General features: G+C 70.3%; 17 protein-coding genes and 2 tRNA genes. 14 read left to right on the top strand and 5 right to left on the bottom strand.

Going from position 1 to position 16,096, the window contains the following annotated elements; all coding sequences use genetic code 11:
- Positions 1-98 precede the first annotated feature (98 nt).
- From AB0N78_RS12415 to dtd, 6 genes are read left to right on the top strand one after another with little or no spacing between them, the layout of a single operon-like run.
- Positions 99-647, top strand: coding sequence for an FABP family protein (locus tag AB0N78_RS12415; protein WP_363390517.1), 549 nt, complete (start codon positions 99-101; stop codon positions 645-647).
- Positions 647-1,780 carry a folate-binding protein gene (locus AB0N78_RS12410; protein WP_363390515.1) on the top strand — a complete coding sequence of 378 codons (1,134 nt, stop codon included), beginning with the start codon at positions 647-649 and terminating at the stop codon, positions 1,778-1,780. The genes AB0N78_RS12415 and AB0N78_RS12410 overlap by 1 nt, the downstream gene beginning before the upstream one ends.
- Entirely contained in the window at positions 1,777-2,886 is a 1,110-nt protein-coding gene (locus AB0N78_RS12405; RefSeq protein WP_363390512.1) for an FUSC family protein, read from the top strand. Before AB0N78_RS12410 ends, AB0N78_RS12405 begins: the two co-directional genes overlap by 4 nt.
- Positions 2,887-2,902: 16 nt before the next feature.
- Positions 2,903-3,229, top strand: a complete 327-nt coding sequence (locus AB0N78_RS12400; protein WP_363390509.1) for a DUF2516 family protein — start codon at positions 2,903-2,905, stop codon at positions 3,227-3,229.
- A gap of 2 nt (positions 3,230-3,231) precedes the next feature.
- Complete coding sequence (locus AB0N78_RS12395; protein WP_363390506.1) at positions 3,232-4,329, top strand: asparaginase; 1,098 nt, start codon at positions 3,232-3,234, stop codon at positions 4,327-4,329.
- 30 nt (positions 4,330-4,359) lie between these two features.
- Entirely contained in the window at positions 4,360-4,794 is a 435-nt protein-coding gene (dtd, locus tag AB0N78_RS12390) for a D-aminoacyl-tRNA deacylase (RefSeq protein WP_363390503.1), read from the top strand.
- Here dtd and AB0N78_RS12385 read toward each other — a convergent pair.
- Positions 4,791-5,174 carry a YchJ family protein gene (locus tag AB0N78_RS12385; protein WP_363390500.1) on the bottom strand — a complete coding sequence of 128 codons (384 nt, stop codon included), beginning with the start codon at positions 5,172-5,174 and terminating at the stop codon, positions 4,791-4,793. The two genes, dtd and AB0N78_RS12385, sit on opposite strands and share 4 nt — an antisense overlap.
- A gap of 45 nt (positions 5,175-5,219) precedes the next feature.
- On the opposite strand from AB0N78_RS12385, the gene AB0N78_RS12380 reads away from it, so the two are divergent.
- From AB0N78_RS12380 to AB0N78_RS12345, 8 genes are all read left to right on the top strand, one after another.
- Positions 5,220-6,053 carry a hypothetical protein gene (locus AB0N78_RS12380; protein ID WP_363390497.1) on the top strand — a complete coding sequence of 278 codons (834 nt, stop codon included), beginning with the start codon at positions 5,220-5,222 and terminating at the stop codon, positions 6,051-6,053.
- Positions 6,054-6,162: 109 nt separating this feature from the next.
- Positions 6,163-7,425 carry a threonine/serine exporter family protein gene (locus tag AB0N78_RS12375; protein ID WP_363390494.1) on the top strand — a complete coding sequence of 421 codons (1,263 nt, stop codon included), beginning with the start codon at positions 6,163-6,165 and terminating at the stop codon, positions 7,423-7,425.
- Positions 7,426-7,498: 73 nt separating this feature from the next.
- Positions 7,499-7,587: transfer RNA gene (locus AB0N78_RS12370), tRNA-Ser, on the top strand.
- 378 nt (positions 7,588-7,965) lie between these two features.
- The gene (locus AB0N78_RS12365) at positions 7,966-8,379 is read left to right on the top strand and encodes a hypothetical protein (RefSeq protein ID WP_363390491.1); all 414 of its coding nucleotides are present in this window, start codon (positions 7,966-7,968) and stop codon (positions 8,377-8,379) included.
- Between the two features lie 80 nt (positions 8,380-8,459).
- Positions 8,460-8,532, top strand: a tRNA-Arg gene (locus AB0N78_RS12360).
- A gap of 110 nt (positions 8,533-8,642) precedes the next feature.
- Positions 8,643-9,719 carry a YihY/virulence factor BrkB family protein gene (locus tag AB0N78_RS12355; protein ID WP_363390488.1) on the top strand — a complete coding sequence of 359 codons (1,077 nt, stop codon included), beginning with the start codon at positions 8,643-8,645 and terminating at the stop codon, positions 9,717-9,719.
- A 325-nt stretch (positions 9,720-10,044) separates the two neighbouring features.
- Positions 10,045-10,356, top strand: coding sequence for a hypothetical protein (locus tag AB0N78_RS12350; RefSeq protein ID WP_363391457.1), 312 nt, complete (start codon positions 10,045-10,047; stop codon positions 10,354-10,356).
- 1,656 nt (positions 10,357-12,012) lie between these two features.
- The gene (locus AB0N78_RS12345) at positions 12,013-12,252 is read left to right on the top strand and encodes a helix-turn-helix transcriptional regulator (protein WP_363390485.1); all 240 of its coding nucleotides are present in this window, start codon (positions 12,013-12,015) and stop codon (positions 12,250-12,252) included.
- Between the two features lie 3 nt (positions 12,253-12,255).
- Here AB0N78_RS12345 and AB0N78_RS12340 read toward each other — a convergent pair whose 3' ends face one another.
- From AB0N78_RS12340 to AB0N78_RS12325, 4 genes are all read right to left on the bottom strand, one after another.
- Positions 12,256-12,582 carry a PGPGW domain-containing protein gene (locus AB0N78_RS12340; RefSeq protein ID WP_363390482.1) on the bottom strand — a complete coding sequence of 109 codons (327 nt, stop codon included), beginning with the start codon at positions 12,580-12,582 and terminating at the stop codon, positions 12,256-12,258.
- A gap of 41 nt (positions 12,583-12,623) precedes the next feature.
- Positions 12,624-13,226, bottom strand: coding sequence for an anaerobic ribonucleoside-triphosphate reductase activating protein (gene nrdG / locus AB0N78_RS12335; RefSeq protein WP_363390479.1), 603 nt, complete (start codon positions 13,224-13,226; stop codon positions 12,624-12,626).
- Positions 13,223-15,433: an anaerobic ribonucleoside-triphosphate reductase gene (gene nrdD, locus AB0N78_RS12330; protein ID WP_363390476.1), complete on the bottom strand. Its 2,211-nt coding sequence runs from the start codon at positions 15,431-15,433 to the stop codon at positions 13,223-13,225. Before nrdD ends, nrdG begins: the two co-directional genes overlap by 4 nt.
- A 218-nt stretch (positions 15,434-15,651) precedes the next feature.
- A complete protein-coding gene (locus tag AB0N78_RS12325; RefSeq protein ID WP_363390473.1) occupies positions 15,652-16,056 on the bottom strand; it encodes a nuclear transport factor 2 family protein in 405 nt (134 codons plus the stop codon).
- Between the last annotated feature and the right edge of the window lie 40 nt (positions 16,057-16,096).

Raw genomic sequence — 16,096 nt, 5'->3', positions numbered from 1 at the left:
CTGGAACTCGTCTTCATCGGCCTGCTGGTCGCCGCGTCGGTGGCGATCGCGTGGTTCGCCGGTTACGTGGTCTACCGCCTGTTCGCCGGTCAGCGCTGATGGCCTTCACCATCCCCGAGGGGCTCGCCCCGGAGTTGTACCCGCTGTCCTGGCTGGTCGGACGCTGGTCCGGCGAGGGTGTGCTCGGTTACCCCGGTGTGGAGGAGACCGCCTTCACCCAGGAGATCGAGGTCGACCACGACGGTGGCCTGTACCTGTCCTACCGTTCGGTGATCCGCCTGGTGGAGGCCCCGGACGATGTGTCGGCGCTCGAGGACGAGCAGCCCGCACCGGTCTGGTCCACCGAATCCGGCTACTGGCGGATTCCGCCGGAGCGCCCGGAGGGGATGGGCTCGGAGCTGTTCCCGGTGGAGCTGCTGCTGGCGGACCCGTCCGGCCACGTCGACGTCTACGTGGGTGCGACCGGCAACGGGCGGATCGACCTGGTCAGCGACCTGATCGCCCGCACCGCCACCGGCGCGGAGGTCACCGCGGGCAAGCGCCTGCTCGGGCTGGTCAATGGCGAGCTGATGTGGGCGCACGACCTGGCGGCCTTCGGCCAGCCGATGCAGTCCTACGCCTCGGCCCGTCTGACCCGGGCGCAGTGATGACCAGTCCGCTGCTGGCGCGGCACGGTGCGGTTCCCGCCACCGGGCCGGATGAGGGGGTGGCCTGGCACTACGGCGACCCCACCGCCGAGCAGCGGGCATTGACCCGGGGCGGCGCGGTGGTCGACCAGTCCCACCTGGGCGTGGTGCGGGTCACCGGCCCGGACCGGCTGAGCTGGCTGCACTCGATCACCTCCCAGCAACTCGAGGGCTTGCCCCCGCGCACCAGCACCGAGACGCTGGTGCTCAGCCCGAATGGGCACATCGAGCACGCGGCAGGTGTCGTCGACGACGGGGAGAGCACCTGGCTGTTCACCGAGACCGCCCCGGAGCTGGCGGCCTGGCTGGACCGGATGCGGTTCATGCTGCGGGTCGAGGTCGCGGATGTCACCGCCGACTGGGCGGCCCTGGCCGAGCCAGTAGCGGCTGAAGGGGCCGAGGGTGAGCCGATCACCTGGCGTGACCCGTGGCCGACCACCGCGCCCGGTGGCACCCGGTACGGCCCGGCGGACGACGCACACCCCGGCGCGGACCGCGTCTGGCGACTAGTGCTGGTGCCCCGTGAGCAGGTGGCCGAGGAGGTCGCCGCACGGGAGGCCGCGGGCTGGCCGCTGGTCGGCACCTGGGCCGCAGAGGCGATGCGGGTGGAGGCGCTGCGTCCACGCTTCAGCCACGAGGTCGATCACCGGACCATCCCGCACGAGTTGGACTGGCTGCGCACCGCAGTGCACCTGCACAAGGGCTGCTACCGCGGGCAGGAGACCATCGCCCGGGTGCACAACATGGGTCGTCCTCCGCGCCGGATCGTGCTGCTGCACCTGGACGGGTCGGGGCATCTGCTGCCCGAGGCGGGGGCGACGGTCCGCCTGGTCGGCGACCTGCCCACCGGCGGTGAAGCCGGGCGCGAGGTCGGTCGGGTGACCACTGTGGCCCGCCATCACGAGCTGGGGCCGGTGGCGTTGGCGGTGGTCAAACGCTCCACCCCGGTGGACGTGGAGCTGGTGGTGGACTGCGACGGCGGCGCGGTGTCCGCCGGGCAAGAAGAGATCGTGCCGGGTGAGGGCGTGTCCGTCGACCGCCCGGCGGCGCACGGACCGTTGACCCGCGGTCTGGGCGGCCACCCGATGCTGTGAGCATCGACCGTCAGAGCCGGGCCCGGATCGCGCTGGAGGCCCGGGTCCGTCAGGGCTGGTCCCGGGTGCGTTCCGCGTTCTGGCCGGTCATGCAGGCAGTGGTCGCCGCCGGGGTGGCGTACCTGATCGCCGGTGAGGTCCTGGGGCACGCGGCACCGTTCTTCGCGCCGGTGAGCGCCTGGGTTGCACTGGGATTCAGCGCGGACCGTGACCTGCGCCGGGTCGCCGAGCTCGCGGTCGGGGTGGCGCTCGGCGTGGCGCTGGGCGATGTGGTGGTGCACATCATCGGCACCGGGGCGTGGCAGGTGGCCGCGGTGCTGGCGGTGGCGGCGTTGATCGCCCGGTTCATCGACCGCGGCCCGATGCTCACCACCCAGGCCGGGGTGCAGGCCATCGTGATCGTCGGGCTGCCCACGGTGGCGGCCTCCGGTGGGCCGGTGGGGCGCTGGACGGATGCGGTGGTCGGCGGTCTGGTCGCGTTGGCGGTCGCGGCGCTGATCCCCCGGGACGTGCGCCGTCGACCTCGGGCGCAGGGTCGCACCGCAGTGGAGGAGCTGGCCGCGATGCTCGGTGTGCTGGCCCGCGGCATGCGCACGCACAAGGCCACCGACATCGAGGACGCTCTGATGCGCGGCCGAGCCACCGAACCCGCGCTCGCCGAATGGCAGGACGCCTGCGCCGCCGCCCGTGACCTGGCCCGGGTCTCCCCGGCAGCCCGTCGGCACCGGATCGAGTTGCAGTGGTTGAACCGCTCGGCGGTCCGGGTGGATCGCGCGGTCCGCAACGCCCGGGTGCTGGCCCGCCGCGGACTGGCCACCCTCGGCACCCCGGAGCACACCCACGACCTGGATGCGGTGGCGGACATCGTGCAGCGCACCGCCCTGGCCGCGGAGGATCTGGCCGCCGCCCTCGGCTCCGGCTCAGAGCCTGTCCGGTCCGCTACCCGATTGCTGGTGCTCGCCGAGGAGCTGGACCCGTTCCGGCTGGCCCCGGACGACTGGCAGGTGCAGTCCCTGGTGCTGCTGATCCGTTCCCTGGTGGTGGATCTGCTGGAGGCCAGCGGCGTCGACTCCGCGCAGGCTCACGAGGCGCTGCCGGAGATCTGACCCGTAGGCTCTACACGTGATCTTCGGCAGCGTGCAAGTAGCCCTCTTCGGCCTGTTCTACCTCGCGATCTTCGCGTTGTCCCTGTGGGCGTTGATCGACGCCGCGCGGCGACCGGCCGGCGCGTTCGTCGCGGCGGGCAAGCGCACCAAACAGCTCTGGTTGATCGTGCTCGGGGTGGCCACCGGGGTCTCCTTCATCGCGTTGCCTCCGCTCGGGGCGCTGCGGTTCCTGGCGTTGCTGGCCGCTGTCGCCGCGGCGGTCTACCTGGTGGACGTGAAGCCTGCGGTCAGCGGCTACTCCGGCGGCGGTCGTCGCGGCGGGTCGAGCCGGGGCGGGTGGTGACGATGCCGGGGATCCGTCCGGGCGGACCGCAGTTCGCCGAGCGCCTGCACGCCGCCGCAGCCGTGATCGGTTCCGAGGACGTGGCGACCAGGGCGGTGCCGTTGGCCCGGGTGGTCCGCGGTGACCTGGTGGAGTCCGTGCACTCCGGGCACCTGGTGGTGCTCGACCCCGACGGTCAGGTGCTGCTGGCCCTGGGTGACCCGCGGGTGACCCTGCTGGCCCGGTCCTCACTCAAACCGTTGCAGACGGTCGGGATGCTGCGCGCCGGACTGAGCAGCGTGCACCCCACCGGTGAGCAGCTCGCACTGGCGTGCGCCTCACACAACGGGGAGGACGAGCACCTGCGCATCGTCCGCGGCATGCTCGACGCCGCCGGGTTGACCGAGGACGACCTGGCGAACACTCCCGACATGCCGTTGGACCCTGACGCCGCCTTCGCCTGGCGCACCGCGGGGCACGGCGCGGCGTCGATCACCCAGAACTGTTCCGGCAAACATGCGGCGATGCTGATGACCACCGCCGCACACGACGACGAGTTCGGCTGGGACACCGATTCGTACTGGGAGCCCGAGCACCCGTTGCAGGTGGCGCTGATCGCCGCGGTGGAGGAGCTGACCGGGGTGCCGGTGGAGCACACCACCATCGACGGCTGCGGAGCCCCGCTGTTCTCCACCTCGTTGACCGGTCTGGCCAAGGCTTTCGGTCGGATCGCCCGTGCGGGTGCGGCCTTCTCCGCGCAGTCCGGCGTCGACGTGGCCGCGCTGCCCGAGGCCCAGGTCGCACTCGCGATGAGCGAGCACCCGGAGCTGGTCGGCGGCACCGGCCGGGATGTGACCCGGGCGATGCAGGCGGTGCCCGGTCTGGTCGCCAAGGACGGTGCGGACGGGGTCTACGCCGCTGGGTTGCCGAATGGTGCGTCCCTGGCGTTCAAGATCGTCGACGGCGGAGCGCGGCCGCGGCCAGCGGTGTTGGCGGCCGCACTCCGGGTTGCCGGGGCGCTGGACCTGCCCGGAGTGGACATCGCTGAGCTGGACGCGCTCGGCACGGTGCCGGTGCTCGGCCACGGCGAGCCGGTGGGGGCGGTCGTCCCGGCGTTCTGACCTGGCCGGTCGCGTCGTTAGCATCGACGGATGCGAGCGGTGATCCAGCGTGCGGCAGGTGCCTCGGTCAGTGTCGACGGTGCCGTGGTCGGTGCCTTCGAGGGGGAGGGGCTGGTCGTCCTGGTCGGGGTCACCCACGGCGACGGACCGGCGCAGGTCGAGCACATCGCCCGCAAGATCGCTGACCTGCGGCTGCTGCGCGGTGAGCGCTCGGTGACCGAGGCCCAGGCCCCAGTGCTGGTGATCAGCCAGTTCACCCTCTACGGCGACGCGCGGAAGGGTCGACGGCCGACCTGGAACGCCGCCGCACCCGGACCGGTGGCCGAGCCCCTGGTGGATGCGGTGGTGGCGGATCTCCGCAGCCGCGGTCTGCGGGTGGAGACCGGGGTGTTCGGCGCGGACATGGCAGTGTCGCTGGTCAATGACGGTCCGACCACACTGCTGATCGAGTCGGAGGCCGACTAGCCGACCTGCCCGTCCAGGTACAGCCAGCGCCCGTCCTCTCGGACGAACCGGCTGACCTCGTGCAGTGTCCCCGCGCCGGAGGGCCCACGGTGATAGGCGGTGAACTCCACCAGCCCCGCATCGTCGAAGGGCCCGCCGCGCTCGGTGGCGTGCACATCCAACCGATACCAACGATCCGCCGGGTCGAGCTCCAGCATTGCCGGGCGGGTGCGCGGATGCCAGGTCGCCAGCAGGTAATCGGCGTCGTTCACCGCGAAGGCGCTGAATCGCGAGCGCATCAGCTGCTCAGCGGTGGGGGCGGTGGCCTCCCCGCGGTGGAACCGGCCACAGCAGTCGTCATAGGGCTGGCCGCTCAGACAGGGGCAGCGGGTCACGGTCACGCCGGGATTATGACCGCTGGCGGGGCGGTCTGACATCCTGTTCGGATGTTCCCCCTGGTCATGCGTGTCCCCGGTCCGGTCCGTCGCTGGGACGGAGTCGTCCTCGCGGACACCACGATGCAGGACGAGCCCGAGTGGACCTCCACTGACGGGTGGGTCACCGAGGACAGTCCCATCCTGGCGGTTGCGGTGCCGCCCACCCCCGCGTTCCGGGTCGGGGCCGCGGTCCCGGCGGATGCCGCCCTGACGATCACGCTCGACACCCACCCACCCGCTGAGGGGACACGGGTGCACCAGACGGTGCTGCGGGTGGGCGGGCACGGCTGCCAGGTCCGCGCGGGGGCGATGCTGGCCCAGCTCTCGATACCTGCCGGTGACTACCCGGCCGAGGTATGGGTGGACGGGGAGTTCCCAGCCGGAACCCGCCAGGTGTGGATCGTGCTCGGTGACCGCACCGAACTCCGCACGGAGCCGAAGGAGGCGGGTGAACGGCGGTTCCTCGACCGTGACGAGTTGCACGGTGAGGGCGACGGCCCCGAGGGACTGCGTGGCTCAGTGGAGGCCTCCCTCGCCGAGTGGGTGCGCCTGAGCCGGGTGCAGCAGCTCTTCGCCCGCAGTGGGATGCCCTTCGGCGGCACACCCGCGCAGACCGCGGCGGCAGGCCAGGTGGTGACCGACCTCCAGCGCCTGGCACGCGAGTGCTCCGACCCCGCGGTCCGCACCGCAGTGACCTCGGCGCTGTCCGACTTTGTCCGGGTGGTGATCGCGCAGACCGGTCCGGAGGTCACCGACCTCGACCTCGGCGGGCCCGGTACGCAGCCAGCGCCGATCGAAGGCATGGTGCTAGCGGCGATGGATGCCGCCCTTCCGGCCGGTTGAGGCGAGCGCCGCCAGCACGCCGGTCGGGTGATCGAGACCACTGCCCAGTGCGGCGGTAGCCGGGCCCGGGGTCCCGGTGGTCGCTGATCCGGACCGTCATCATGGTGCGGTGCCCACTCAGCCCACCGATGACGAGCTTGAACTGATCCGTCAGTCCGGCGTCGCCCTGCGCGTCGGTCGCCTCAGCCTGTCCGCCGGCACCGGCTCCTACCGAGTGAAGTCCTCGATGGCCCGGGTGGCACGGGCGCTCGGTATCGACCGGCACCAGGCGCATGTCACCCTGACCGAGATCACCACCACCTCGCACCGGGGCAACTCCTTCCGCACCGAGGTCACCGAGGTCCGCAGCGTCGGGATCAACGCCGACCGGCTGTCCGAACTGGAACACCTGGCCGGATCGCTGGTCGGGCGACAGGCCACCGTGGACGAGGTCACCGCCGAGCTGGACCGGATCGAGTCCAAGCCACTGCTCTACCGCCCGGTGGTCAACGCACTGTGGGCAGCCATCGCCTGTGCGGCCTTCGCGTTCCTCAACAACGGCGGCCCGGTGGAGATGGGTGCGGTGTTCATCGGTGCCTGGCTCGGCCAGCTGGTGCGACGGTTGCTGCTGCATCGCGGGTTGAACCAGTTCGGCGTGACGATGGTCGCCGCCGCCGTGGCGTGCCTGGCCTACCTCGGTGTGGTCTCGCTGGTGCACGAGCTGGGTGCCACCGAGGCCCGGCACGCGGCCGGGTACATCTCCGCGGTGCTGTTCCTGATCCCCGGGTTCCCGCTGGTCACCGGCGGGTTGGACCTGGCCAAACTCGACTTCTCCGCGGGGGTGGCCCGGCTGTCCTACGCGCTGGTGGTGCTGACCTCGGCGGCGCTCGCGGTGTGGGGCGTGTCGATGGTGGCGGGGCTGTCCCCGGAGCCCGCGGTGGCACCGACCTTTGACCCCGCGGTGATGACTGCGCTGCGCCTGGTGGCGAGTTTTGTCGGGGTGCTCGGCTTCGCGCTGATGTTCAACAGCCCCGGCCGGATGGCACTGGCCGCCGCCGTGGTAGGGATGGTCGCCAACACCGGACGACTGCTGTTGGTCGACGCCGATGTGCCGGTTCAAGCCGCCGCCGCAGGTGCCGCCCTCCTGGTCGGGGTGCTCGCCGCGCTGATCGCGCCCCGGATGGGCGTCCCCCGAATCACGGTCTCCGTCCCCGCGGTGGTCATCATGGTCCCGGGTGCGGCCGCCTACCGGGCGATCTTCTTCCTCTCCAACGGCGACACCACCTCCGCGCTGGCCTACGGAGTGCAGGCCGGCTTGGTGGTGATCGCGCTCTGCATCGGGCTCGCGGTGGCCCGGATGGTCAGCGACCGGGAGTGGGCCTTCGAACGCTGAGTAGTGCCCGCCGTCCGGGGGGGTGCGCGCGCTTTGCCGGTGAGTGCGGGCGCCAGGTACGCTGGGCCAGCTTGGAGACGTCGCATAGTCAGGTCTAGTGCGCGACCCTGCTAAGGTCGTGAAGGGGCAACCCTTCCGTGGGTTCAAATCCCACCGTCTCCGCTTCCGAGGGTCTCACCCTCGTCGAACCCCGCTCCGGGATGTCCTGGGGCGGGGTTTCGTGTCGACGGGCATGACCGTCGCGCGGGTGGCTCCGGACATCCACCGCGTGGTGGCCGGGCCGTCATCCTCCAAACGGGGCACTCCGTGGCCGGAGAAGTCCTCCCCGAGGACGACCCCAGAACGATCCTCCAGGCTGATCCGCCACGCACCCATTCCGGGACAGACTCGATCCCATCGACGCCACCCGGGCGTCTCAGGGAATCGGAGCAGCGCATGAAGAAGCTGGTGACCGCCGTCGCCGTGACCGGACTGGTGGCCGTCGTGGCGCGCAAGCTGTGGCGCGACTACCAGGCCGCCGCCTGAGGTCGAGTAGCCCTCATGTCCGCTGCCGCCGTCGTCGTGCCGCTGCCATCCGCCCCCGCGCGGATGGACACCGAGCGTCCCCACCGGGCGATCGAACTCGCTGCCGGCCCCCGCGCCGCCGCGGCAGGCCGCCAGTGGGTCGACCGGTGCCTGGCGCTTGCGGGTATCCCGGCCGAGCAGCGGCCCCGGGTGCGACTGGTGGCCACCGAGCTGATCCGCGAGGCGGTGGCCTGCACCCACGCCGACGACCGGCTGCTCCTGGAACTCGACCTGCGTGCGGAGGGTGCGCTGGTCGGCGTCCGGGACCCCAGTCGCATGCGGCAGATCAGCCACCGCACCGAACTCGCCGCACGGCTGGGCGGCGAGTGGGGCATCGAGTGGCCGCCCACTGGCGGTCGCCGAGTCTGGTGTCGAGTGGGCCTCGGGTGAGTGTGACCCGTCTGACGTGGTGACCGGTTTGGGTTGGAGGGCGTGAACCGGTAGTCTCATCCGCGGCCCCTCGGGGTGGCGCGCCTGTAGCTCAATGGATAGAGCATCTGACTACGGATCAGAAGGTTGGGGGTTCGAGTCCCTCCAGGCGCACAGCAGACAAGGCCCGGGATCATCACGATCCCGGGCCTTCGTCGTTCATGTGGCGGGGCCGACGCCGCCGGTTCACGCTGGCTGTCGGACCCGACCGCGCAGGAGGCGTCATGGCACCGGACGATCAGACCAGCACCGAGCGGGCCAGCTCCGCTCCCGCACCGGACGACCCGCGCAAGCCCGACTCGCCGGACGACCTGACCACGCGATCGTGGGCCTACGTGCTGCGCACCACGGTGCGGGAGTTCGGCCACGACCAGTGCACGGACCTGGCTGCGGCGTTGACGTACTACACGGTGCTGGCGATGGCGCCCGGGCTGTTGGCGGTGGTGTCGATCCTGGGGCTGGTCGGTGACGGTCAGCGGCTGGTCGAGGACCTGGTGTCGACCGCGTCGGGCATCGTCGGGCAGGACTCCGCCCAGGACACGCTCAAACCGATCTTGGAGAACCTCACCAACTCGCCGGGTGCCGGGCTGACCTTCGTGATCTCCCTGGTGGTGGCGCTCTGGTCTGCCTCCGGGTACGTCGCCGCGTTCAGCCGGGGCATGAACCGGGTGTACGAGATCGACGAAGGTCGGCCGATCTGGAAGCTGCGTCCGGTGCTGCTGGTCGTGACGCTGGTGCTGGTGCTGTTCGCGGTGGTGATCGTGGTCGCGGTGGTGCTCTCCGGCGGGATCGCGGAGCAGGTGGGGGAGGCGATCGGGCTCAGCGCGGTGGCGGTCACGGTGTGGAACATCGCCAAGTGGCCGGTGGTGCTGGCATTGGTGATCCTCGCGGTGGCGATCCTGTACTACGCCACCCCGAACGTCCGTCAGCCGAAGTTCCGCTGGATGAGCGTCGGGGCGCTGGTCGCGGTGGTGGTCTGGATCCTGGCGTCGCTCGGCTTCGGGATCTATGTGGCGAACTTTGGGTCGTACGGCAGCACCTACGGGTCGCTCGCCGGGGTGATCATCATGCTGCTCTGGCTGTGGATCACGAACGTGGCGCTGCTGTTCGGTGCGGAGCTGGACGCGGAGATCGAGCGGGGTCGGGAGCTTCAGGGCGGCATCGCGGCGGAGCAGACCATTCAGCTTCCGCCGCGGGACACGCGGGCCAGCGACAAGAAGCAGGCGAAGCGGGAAGAGGATGTGCGCCGCGGGCGGGCGCTCCGCGAGGCCGGTCGGCGCGAGAACGACGGGTCACGCTGAGGGCTGTCGGACACCGACCAGGAACGATGAGGCGCCCCCGTCCGGTGTGGACGGGGGCGCCTCATCGTCGGGCTCAGATCAGTGCGTCTTCCGACGCCCGATCAGCAGGGCCGCCGCACCGGCGATCAGGAGACCGCCGCCGGTCAGGAGGAGCGGCCAGGTGGTGGTACCGGTCGTGGCGAGCGGATCGGTGTCCACCGGGGCGGCCGGGGGCTCCGGGTGGTGAGGGGTCTCGCCAGTGGTCGGACCCGGGGTCGGCTCCGTGGGCTGCGCGGTCGGCGTCGGGTCCGTGGTCGGGGCGACCGTGGGCTCAACAGTCGGCTCGATGGTCGGCTCCGTGGTGGGCTCGGTCGTCGGTTCCGGCGTGGGCTCCGTGGTGGGCTCGGTCGTCGGCTCCGGCGTCGGCTCGGTCGTGGGCTCCGTTGTCGGCTCGGGGGTCGGTTCCGGCTCCGTGGTGGGCTCCGGCGTCGGCTCCGGCGTGGGCTCCGGCGTGGGCTCCGTGGTGGGCTCGGTCGTCGGCTCCGAGGTCGGCTCCGAGGTCGGCTCGGTGGTGGGTTCCGGCGTCGGCTCGGTCGTCGGCTCCGTGGTGGGCTCCGGGGTCGGCTCGGGCTCCACCGGGGCGGCGACCACCGGGTAGCTGGCCGACACGGTGTTGTTGCGCACATTGCGGTCGAGCGTGCTGGTCGTCGTGGAGGCCGACAGGGTCAGCTGGTCGACGTCGGCCACGGTCACATCGACGGTCCCGGTCAGCTGTGCGCCGGGCTCCATGTCATCGAGCGCGCAGGTGATGACGGTGCCAGTCACCTCGCAGCCGGCCAGCGTCGTGCTGATGTCGGTCGCGCCGGAGACCTCGATCCGGGCGGTGACACCCTGGGCACCGAGGGTGTCGTCCAGGACGTTGATGCTAATCGGCAGGCTCACGGTCTCTCCGACGACGACGTCATCGGTGAGGGCACTGTGGGAGATCGCCAAGTCCGTGGTGGGCTCCTCGTACACGACGGTGAGGGTGTACGGCGTGGAGATCGGGCTCGCCGTCCAGCGGTCGGTGAGCACGCCGAGAGCGTTCGGGGACTCGTGGGGGCTGGTGACCTCAAGGGAGAAGTCGTCGGCGTCGATGACGATCTTGGTGCCCACCGGCAGTCCGGGGTCGACGCGCACGCCGAACACCTGCGTGGTCGTGGAGTACGCACCGATGTACGGCCACTGGCAGGTCACGGTCGACCCGGACGCCGAGCAGTTCTCCGGCATGGTCGTCGCGGTCAACCCGGCGGGCAGCTCCAGGGTGGAGACCCCGTTGGCGATGCTGGTAGAGCCCTGGTTGTTCAGCACCCAGTGCAGCTCCTTGTCCTGGGGGCTGTTCACGGTGTAGTTCCCGAGGCCGGGGACAATCGTGGTCGGGTTGCTGCCCGGATTCATCAGGCGCAGACCGGTCTGCATGTAGATGTCGCTGTACAGTGCGAAGCTCCACGTCACCTCGGGCGTGCTGGTGAAACTGGCCGCCTCGGAGGAGATCTGTGCGGTCAAATCCTCGTTCACCCGGCCGTGCTCGAGCAGGAACTCGCTGCCCGATGCGACGCCCATCTCGAAGGAGTAGGTGTCGTTGGCCGGGACGGTGAACGGTCCGCAGAGGATCGTGGTGCCGTTGCCGCCGGGCTGGGTGCAGTCCGGGTTGTACCAGCTCGGCTGGGCCTCGGTGGCGACCCGCATCCCGACGTCACCGGTGGCCGATTCCCAAGAGACGTAGACGTCCTCGTAGGTGGTGTCGGTGTGGTTGACCAGTCGGAACTCGCTCGTCGTGATCAGGTTGGCCCAGTGGCGGTCGCTGGACCAGCGGCCCGTCTCGATGGTGAGCGGATCGCCCTCGGCAGCGGCGGCCGGGGGGACCACCCACCAGGCGGTCAGCGCGGCGATGATCAGGGCGATGAGACCGCCCGTGCGCAGGGCGGACGCAGACGTCCTCGGCATATGTCTCTACTTCCCGAATTTGAGGGATGCGCCCCTCCGTCGGGGCGACCTCATGTCAGGGTGCAGTGGGAGTTGAGTCAGATCCGTGGATCTGAGTGAGAACACGGTGGCGAATGAGTGCCACGAGGCACGAGTGGCGTGACCGCGGCCACGGTTTGGCGGAGGTGGCGCGGTCGGGCGTGGCGGCCCGGATCGTCGGCCGCGCGCTCATCCGGTGAGGCGCGACGGGTAGCCCGGCTGGGTGATGCGCCCATCCGCCCAGGGGCGTGGTCCGAACCTCTGACACGGCACGACGCCGTCACGCATCGATCACCCGTACGGAGGAACCATGACCGCCCTCGACCTCGACATCGCCCGCTGCGAGGCGACCCACGGCGACCCGCTGAGCGTCCGCGAGCGGGTAGTGCTCGCCGAGTTGAGTGAGGCGATCACGCTGGAGGACATCGGCCGACGACTCTTCGTCAGCCGGAACACGGTGAAGACCCAGGTGCGGTCGATCTACCGGAAGATCGGCGTGTCCAGCCGCGCCGAGGCGGTGGCCTGGGCGAAGGCGGCTGGGCTGCACTGAGCGCTACGCCCGACGCGCCCGCCAGCGACGCCAGACCCGCAGCACCCGCGCCTTGAACCGGTCGGTCATCCGCCGGATCGCGGGGAACTCGGTGCCGAGCACCCCCAGCCCCAGGAAGATCATCAGCCAGCCCGGCCCCGGCAGCACCAAGAGCAGCACACCCACCGCGACCAGCGTGACCCCGACGGCGGTGACCAGCGCGCGGTAGAGCAGCCGGGTCGCCCGGCGGCGGTGCAGCCTCGCCCGCAGCGCGGACATCCGGTGCAGCAGCGGGGAACGCTCGGCGGCGTCGAGTTCGCCGGCGAGGCCGTCGGGGGCGGGCTGGGTCATGCGGGCTGAACGAGCGGGAGTGGTGAGGGGTTCCGGTGGGGTCAGATCATCACCCGTCGGTCGATCTGCTCCGCCTCCTGTGCCACTCGCAACCCACCCGACCACTCCACTGCGTGCCCCGCGGCCAGTGAGGCGGGCACGTCCAGCACCCGCTGGTTGCGGCTGCCCCGGAACGCCAGGGTCAGGTCGCGCTGCGCCAGCTCGAACCGTCCGTCGACCAGCACGTCGACGTCGGCCAGCAGCTCTGCCTTGTCGCCGCCCTCGGCCAGCAGTTCCTCCAGGGTGTAGCCGGTCCAGCACCACACGTCCTTGTTCCGGCCGTGTTCCGCGCGGAGTCGACCGACCACGTCCAGGCAGACCTGGGTGTTGAGGAACGGTTCACCGCCGAGCAGGGAGAGCCCCTGGACCGCGGAGTGCCGCAGGTCGGTGGCGATCCGGTCGGCGAGCTCGTCGTCGTAGGGAGTGCCGTAGCGGAAGCTCCATGCCGCCTCGTTGAAGCAGCCGTCGCAGGCGAAGGGGCAACCGCTCACGTACAGCGAGCAGCGCACTCCCTCGCCGTCCACCATCACGAAGGGTTTGTAGTCGGCGACCCGGCGCTGGCTGAGCCGGGCAGCGGTCCAGTCCGGGCGCGGGTCGCGGGTCATGAGGCGTCGGGGACCGAGCCGGTGCTGCCCGCCATGTGCTTGACCCGGGAGGAGATCTCCACGTGGCGACCGTGCACCATCGGACGCTGCTGCGGGTTGCCCAGGTAGCCACAGGTCCGCTTCACCACGTCGCAGGTGCGCGGGTCGGTGTTGCCGCAGGACGGGCAGGCGAATCCGCGCTCGGTGGGGGTGAAGTCGCCGGAGAAGTCGCACTCCAGGCAGTGGTCGATGGGGGTGTTGGTGCCGAGGTAGCCGACCCGGTCGTAGGCGTAGTCCCAGACCGCTTCCAGTGCCTTGGGGTTCTGCTGCAGCACGGGGTACTCGCAGTAGTGGATGAACCCGCCGGAGGCGTAGGCCGGGTACTCCGCCTCAAAGTCCAACTTCTCGAACGGGGTCGGGGCCTTGCGCACGTCGTAGTGGAAGGAGTTGGTGTAGTAGTCCTTGTCGGTGATGTCCGGCACCGAGCCGAATTTCTTGGTGTCCAGGCGGCAGAACCGGTCGGTCAGCGACTCGGACGGGGTGGAGTAGACGCTGAACTGGTAGCCGTGCTGCGCGGTCCACTCCTTGGCGCGGGCGTTCAGCGTGCGCAGGATCCGCAGGGTGAACTCCTTGGCCTGCGGGTCGCCCTCCCACTCACCGCCGAAGAACGCCGCCGCAGCCTCGTACAGCCCGATGTAGCCGAGGGAGACGGTGGCCCGGCCGCCCCGGAACAGGGCGTCCACGTCGTCGTCCGGTGCCAGTCGCTGGCCGAAGGCGCCGTGCACGTACAGGATCGGAGCATTCGCCGGGACGGCCTCCTTGCAGCGTTCCACCCGGAACAGCAGGGCGTCGTGCACCGTCTCCAACCGCTGCTCCAGCAGGGTCCAGAACGCGTCCATGTCGCCGCGGGTCTCCAGGGCGATCCTCGGGATGTTCAGGGTGACCACCCCGAGGTTCATCCGGCCCTCGACCACGTCCTGGCCGTCCTCGTCGGTCCAGCCCTGGAGGAAGGAGCGGCAGCCCATCGGCACCTTGAACGAGCCGGTGATCTCGACGATCTTGTCGTAGCTGAGGATGTCCGGGTACATCCGCTTGGTGGCGCACTCGACGGCGAGCTGCTTGATGTCGTAGTTCGGGTCGGTGGAGTCGAGGTTCACGCCCCGGCGCAGGGTGAAGATCAGCTTCGGGAAGATCGCGGTGCGCCGCTCCTTGCCCAGTCCGAGGATCCGGATCTGGAGGATCGCGCGCTGGATCTCCCGCTCGAACCACCCGGTCCCCAGCCCGAAGCCCACCGAGGTGAACGGGGTCTGCCCGTTCGAGGTGAACAGGGTGTTGATCTCGTACTCCAACGACTGCATCGCGTCGTAGATGTCTTTGCTGGTCTTCTCTCGCGCGTACTCCTCACGCCGGGCCCCGTCGTCGATCCAGCGCTCGGCGTCGGCCAGGTGCTTCGCGAAGTTCCGCTCCGCGTAGGGGGCGAGCAGCTCGTCGATTCGGTTCACCGAGCAACCGCCGTACTGGCTGGACGACACATTCGCGATGATCTGCGAGATCTGCGCAGTCGCGGTCTGGATCGAGCGGGGCGGGTCGACCTGCGCGTTCCCGATCCGGAAGCCGTCGGCCAGCATCGTCCGGAAGTCGATCAGGCAGCAGTTCGTCATCGGCGCGTAGGGGTGGTAATCGAGGTCGTGGTAGTGGATGTCGCCCTTGGCGTGCGCATTCGCCACGTGCGGGGGCAGCATCCGCAGACCGATCGCCTTACCCACCGCACCCGCGGTCAGGTCACGCTGAGTGTTGAAGACGTCGCTGTCCTTGTTGGCGTTCTCGTTGACGACCGTCTGGTCCTTGCCGATCAGCTGACCGACCGAGTGGTTGACGTCCAGGGCGCGACTGCGAGCGAGGTCGCGCTGCACCCGGTAGTCGATGTACGCCTGCGCCACCGCGTACTCGTGCGACTCCAACAGGATGTGCTCGACCACGTTCTGGATCTCGTAGATCTTCACCTCGCCGGTGAAGCGGGTGGCCAGCTCAGTGCGGGCCTGCTCGACCAGATCGGTGAGCATCAGCTCGTGCAGCGGGGAGACCTCACCATGCACCTCGATGAACGCCTTACGCAGCGCGGCGGCGATCCGGCTGTCGTCATAGGGCAGGGACCGACCATCGCGCTTGCGCACCGTCAGGCTGGCCTGCTCGAGGGTCTGCATGCGGTCGGTCTCCACGGCGGTCATCCCCGGTCATCCCTCTCCTGCGGGTCCGACGCCCGCCCACTAGATGTTGTGCCCGGAGAAGATTCGCAACACAACATGGGGGGTTGACGGGGACCTTCGTCCCGCTGACCGATGATCGTGCGGGTGCGGGTCGTGGAATCGAACCGGGGTGTCCGGCGTGTCGGGGCGCAGGTGGCGATCGTCGCGTCGGGACGACCGCCACCCGCGCGCCATGCGGCTCAGCGGTCGAAGGCCTCGGCGATCGCGTAGCTCTCCTCGTGCATGTGATAGCGCACGACCTTGCCGTCCTGCACGGTGACGTGGATCGCGAACGGGTTGTCGAAGGATCGTCCGGTGCTGGTGACGCGGAACCGGCTGCGGCCGAGGACGACCGCCTGGTCTCCGTCCACCACGATGTGGTGCACGTCGAAGGCCTCCGGCTCGGTCAGGCCTCCGTTGATCAGCAGGTCGAAGAACGCACGGGCACCGGCCTTGTCACTGCGGGCTCCGGTCCACGGCACGTGCGGTGCGCCAGGAACGTCCAGGTCGACGGTGTCGGCGAACAGGTCCATCAGGGCGTCGAGCTCCCCGGCACCATAGTGCTGGAGCAGGGCGCCGGTGGCCTCGGCGGTGGTCATGGTCATGGTGCACTCCTGGGTTCGTGTCAGAGTCGATCTCCAACCG

Origin of the sequence: Cellulomonas sp. NPDC089187, assembly GCF_040685135.1 — a bacterium.
Classification (GTDB): domain Bacteria; phylum Actinomycetota; class Actinomycetes; order Actinomycetales; family Cellulomonadaceae; genus Cellulomonas.
The sequence above is the reverse complement of the archived record's forward strand: the minus strand, read 5'-3'. Positions and strand labels throughout refer to the sequence as shown.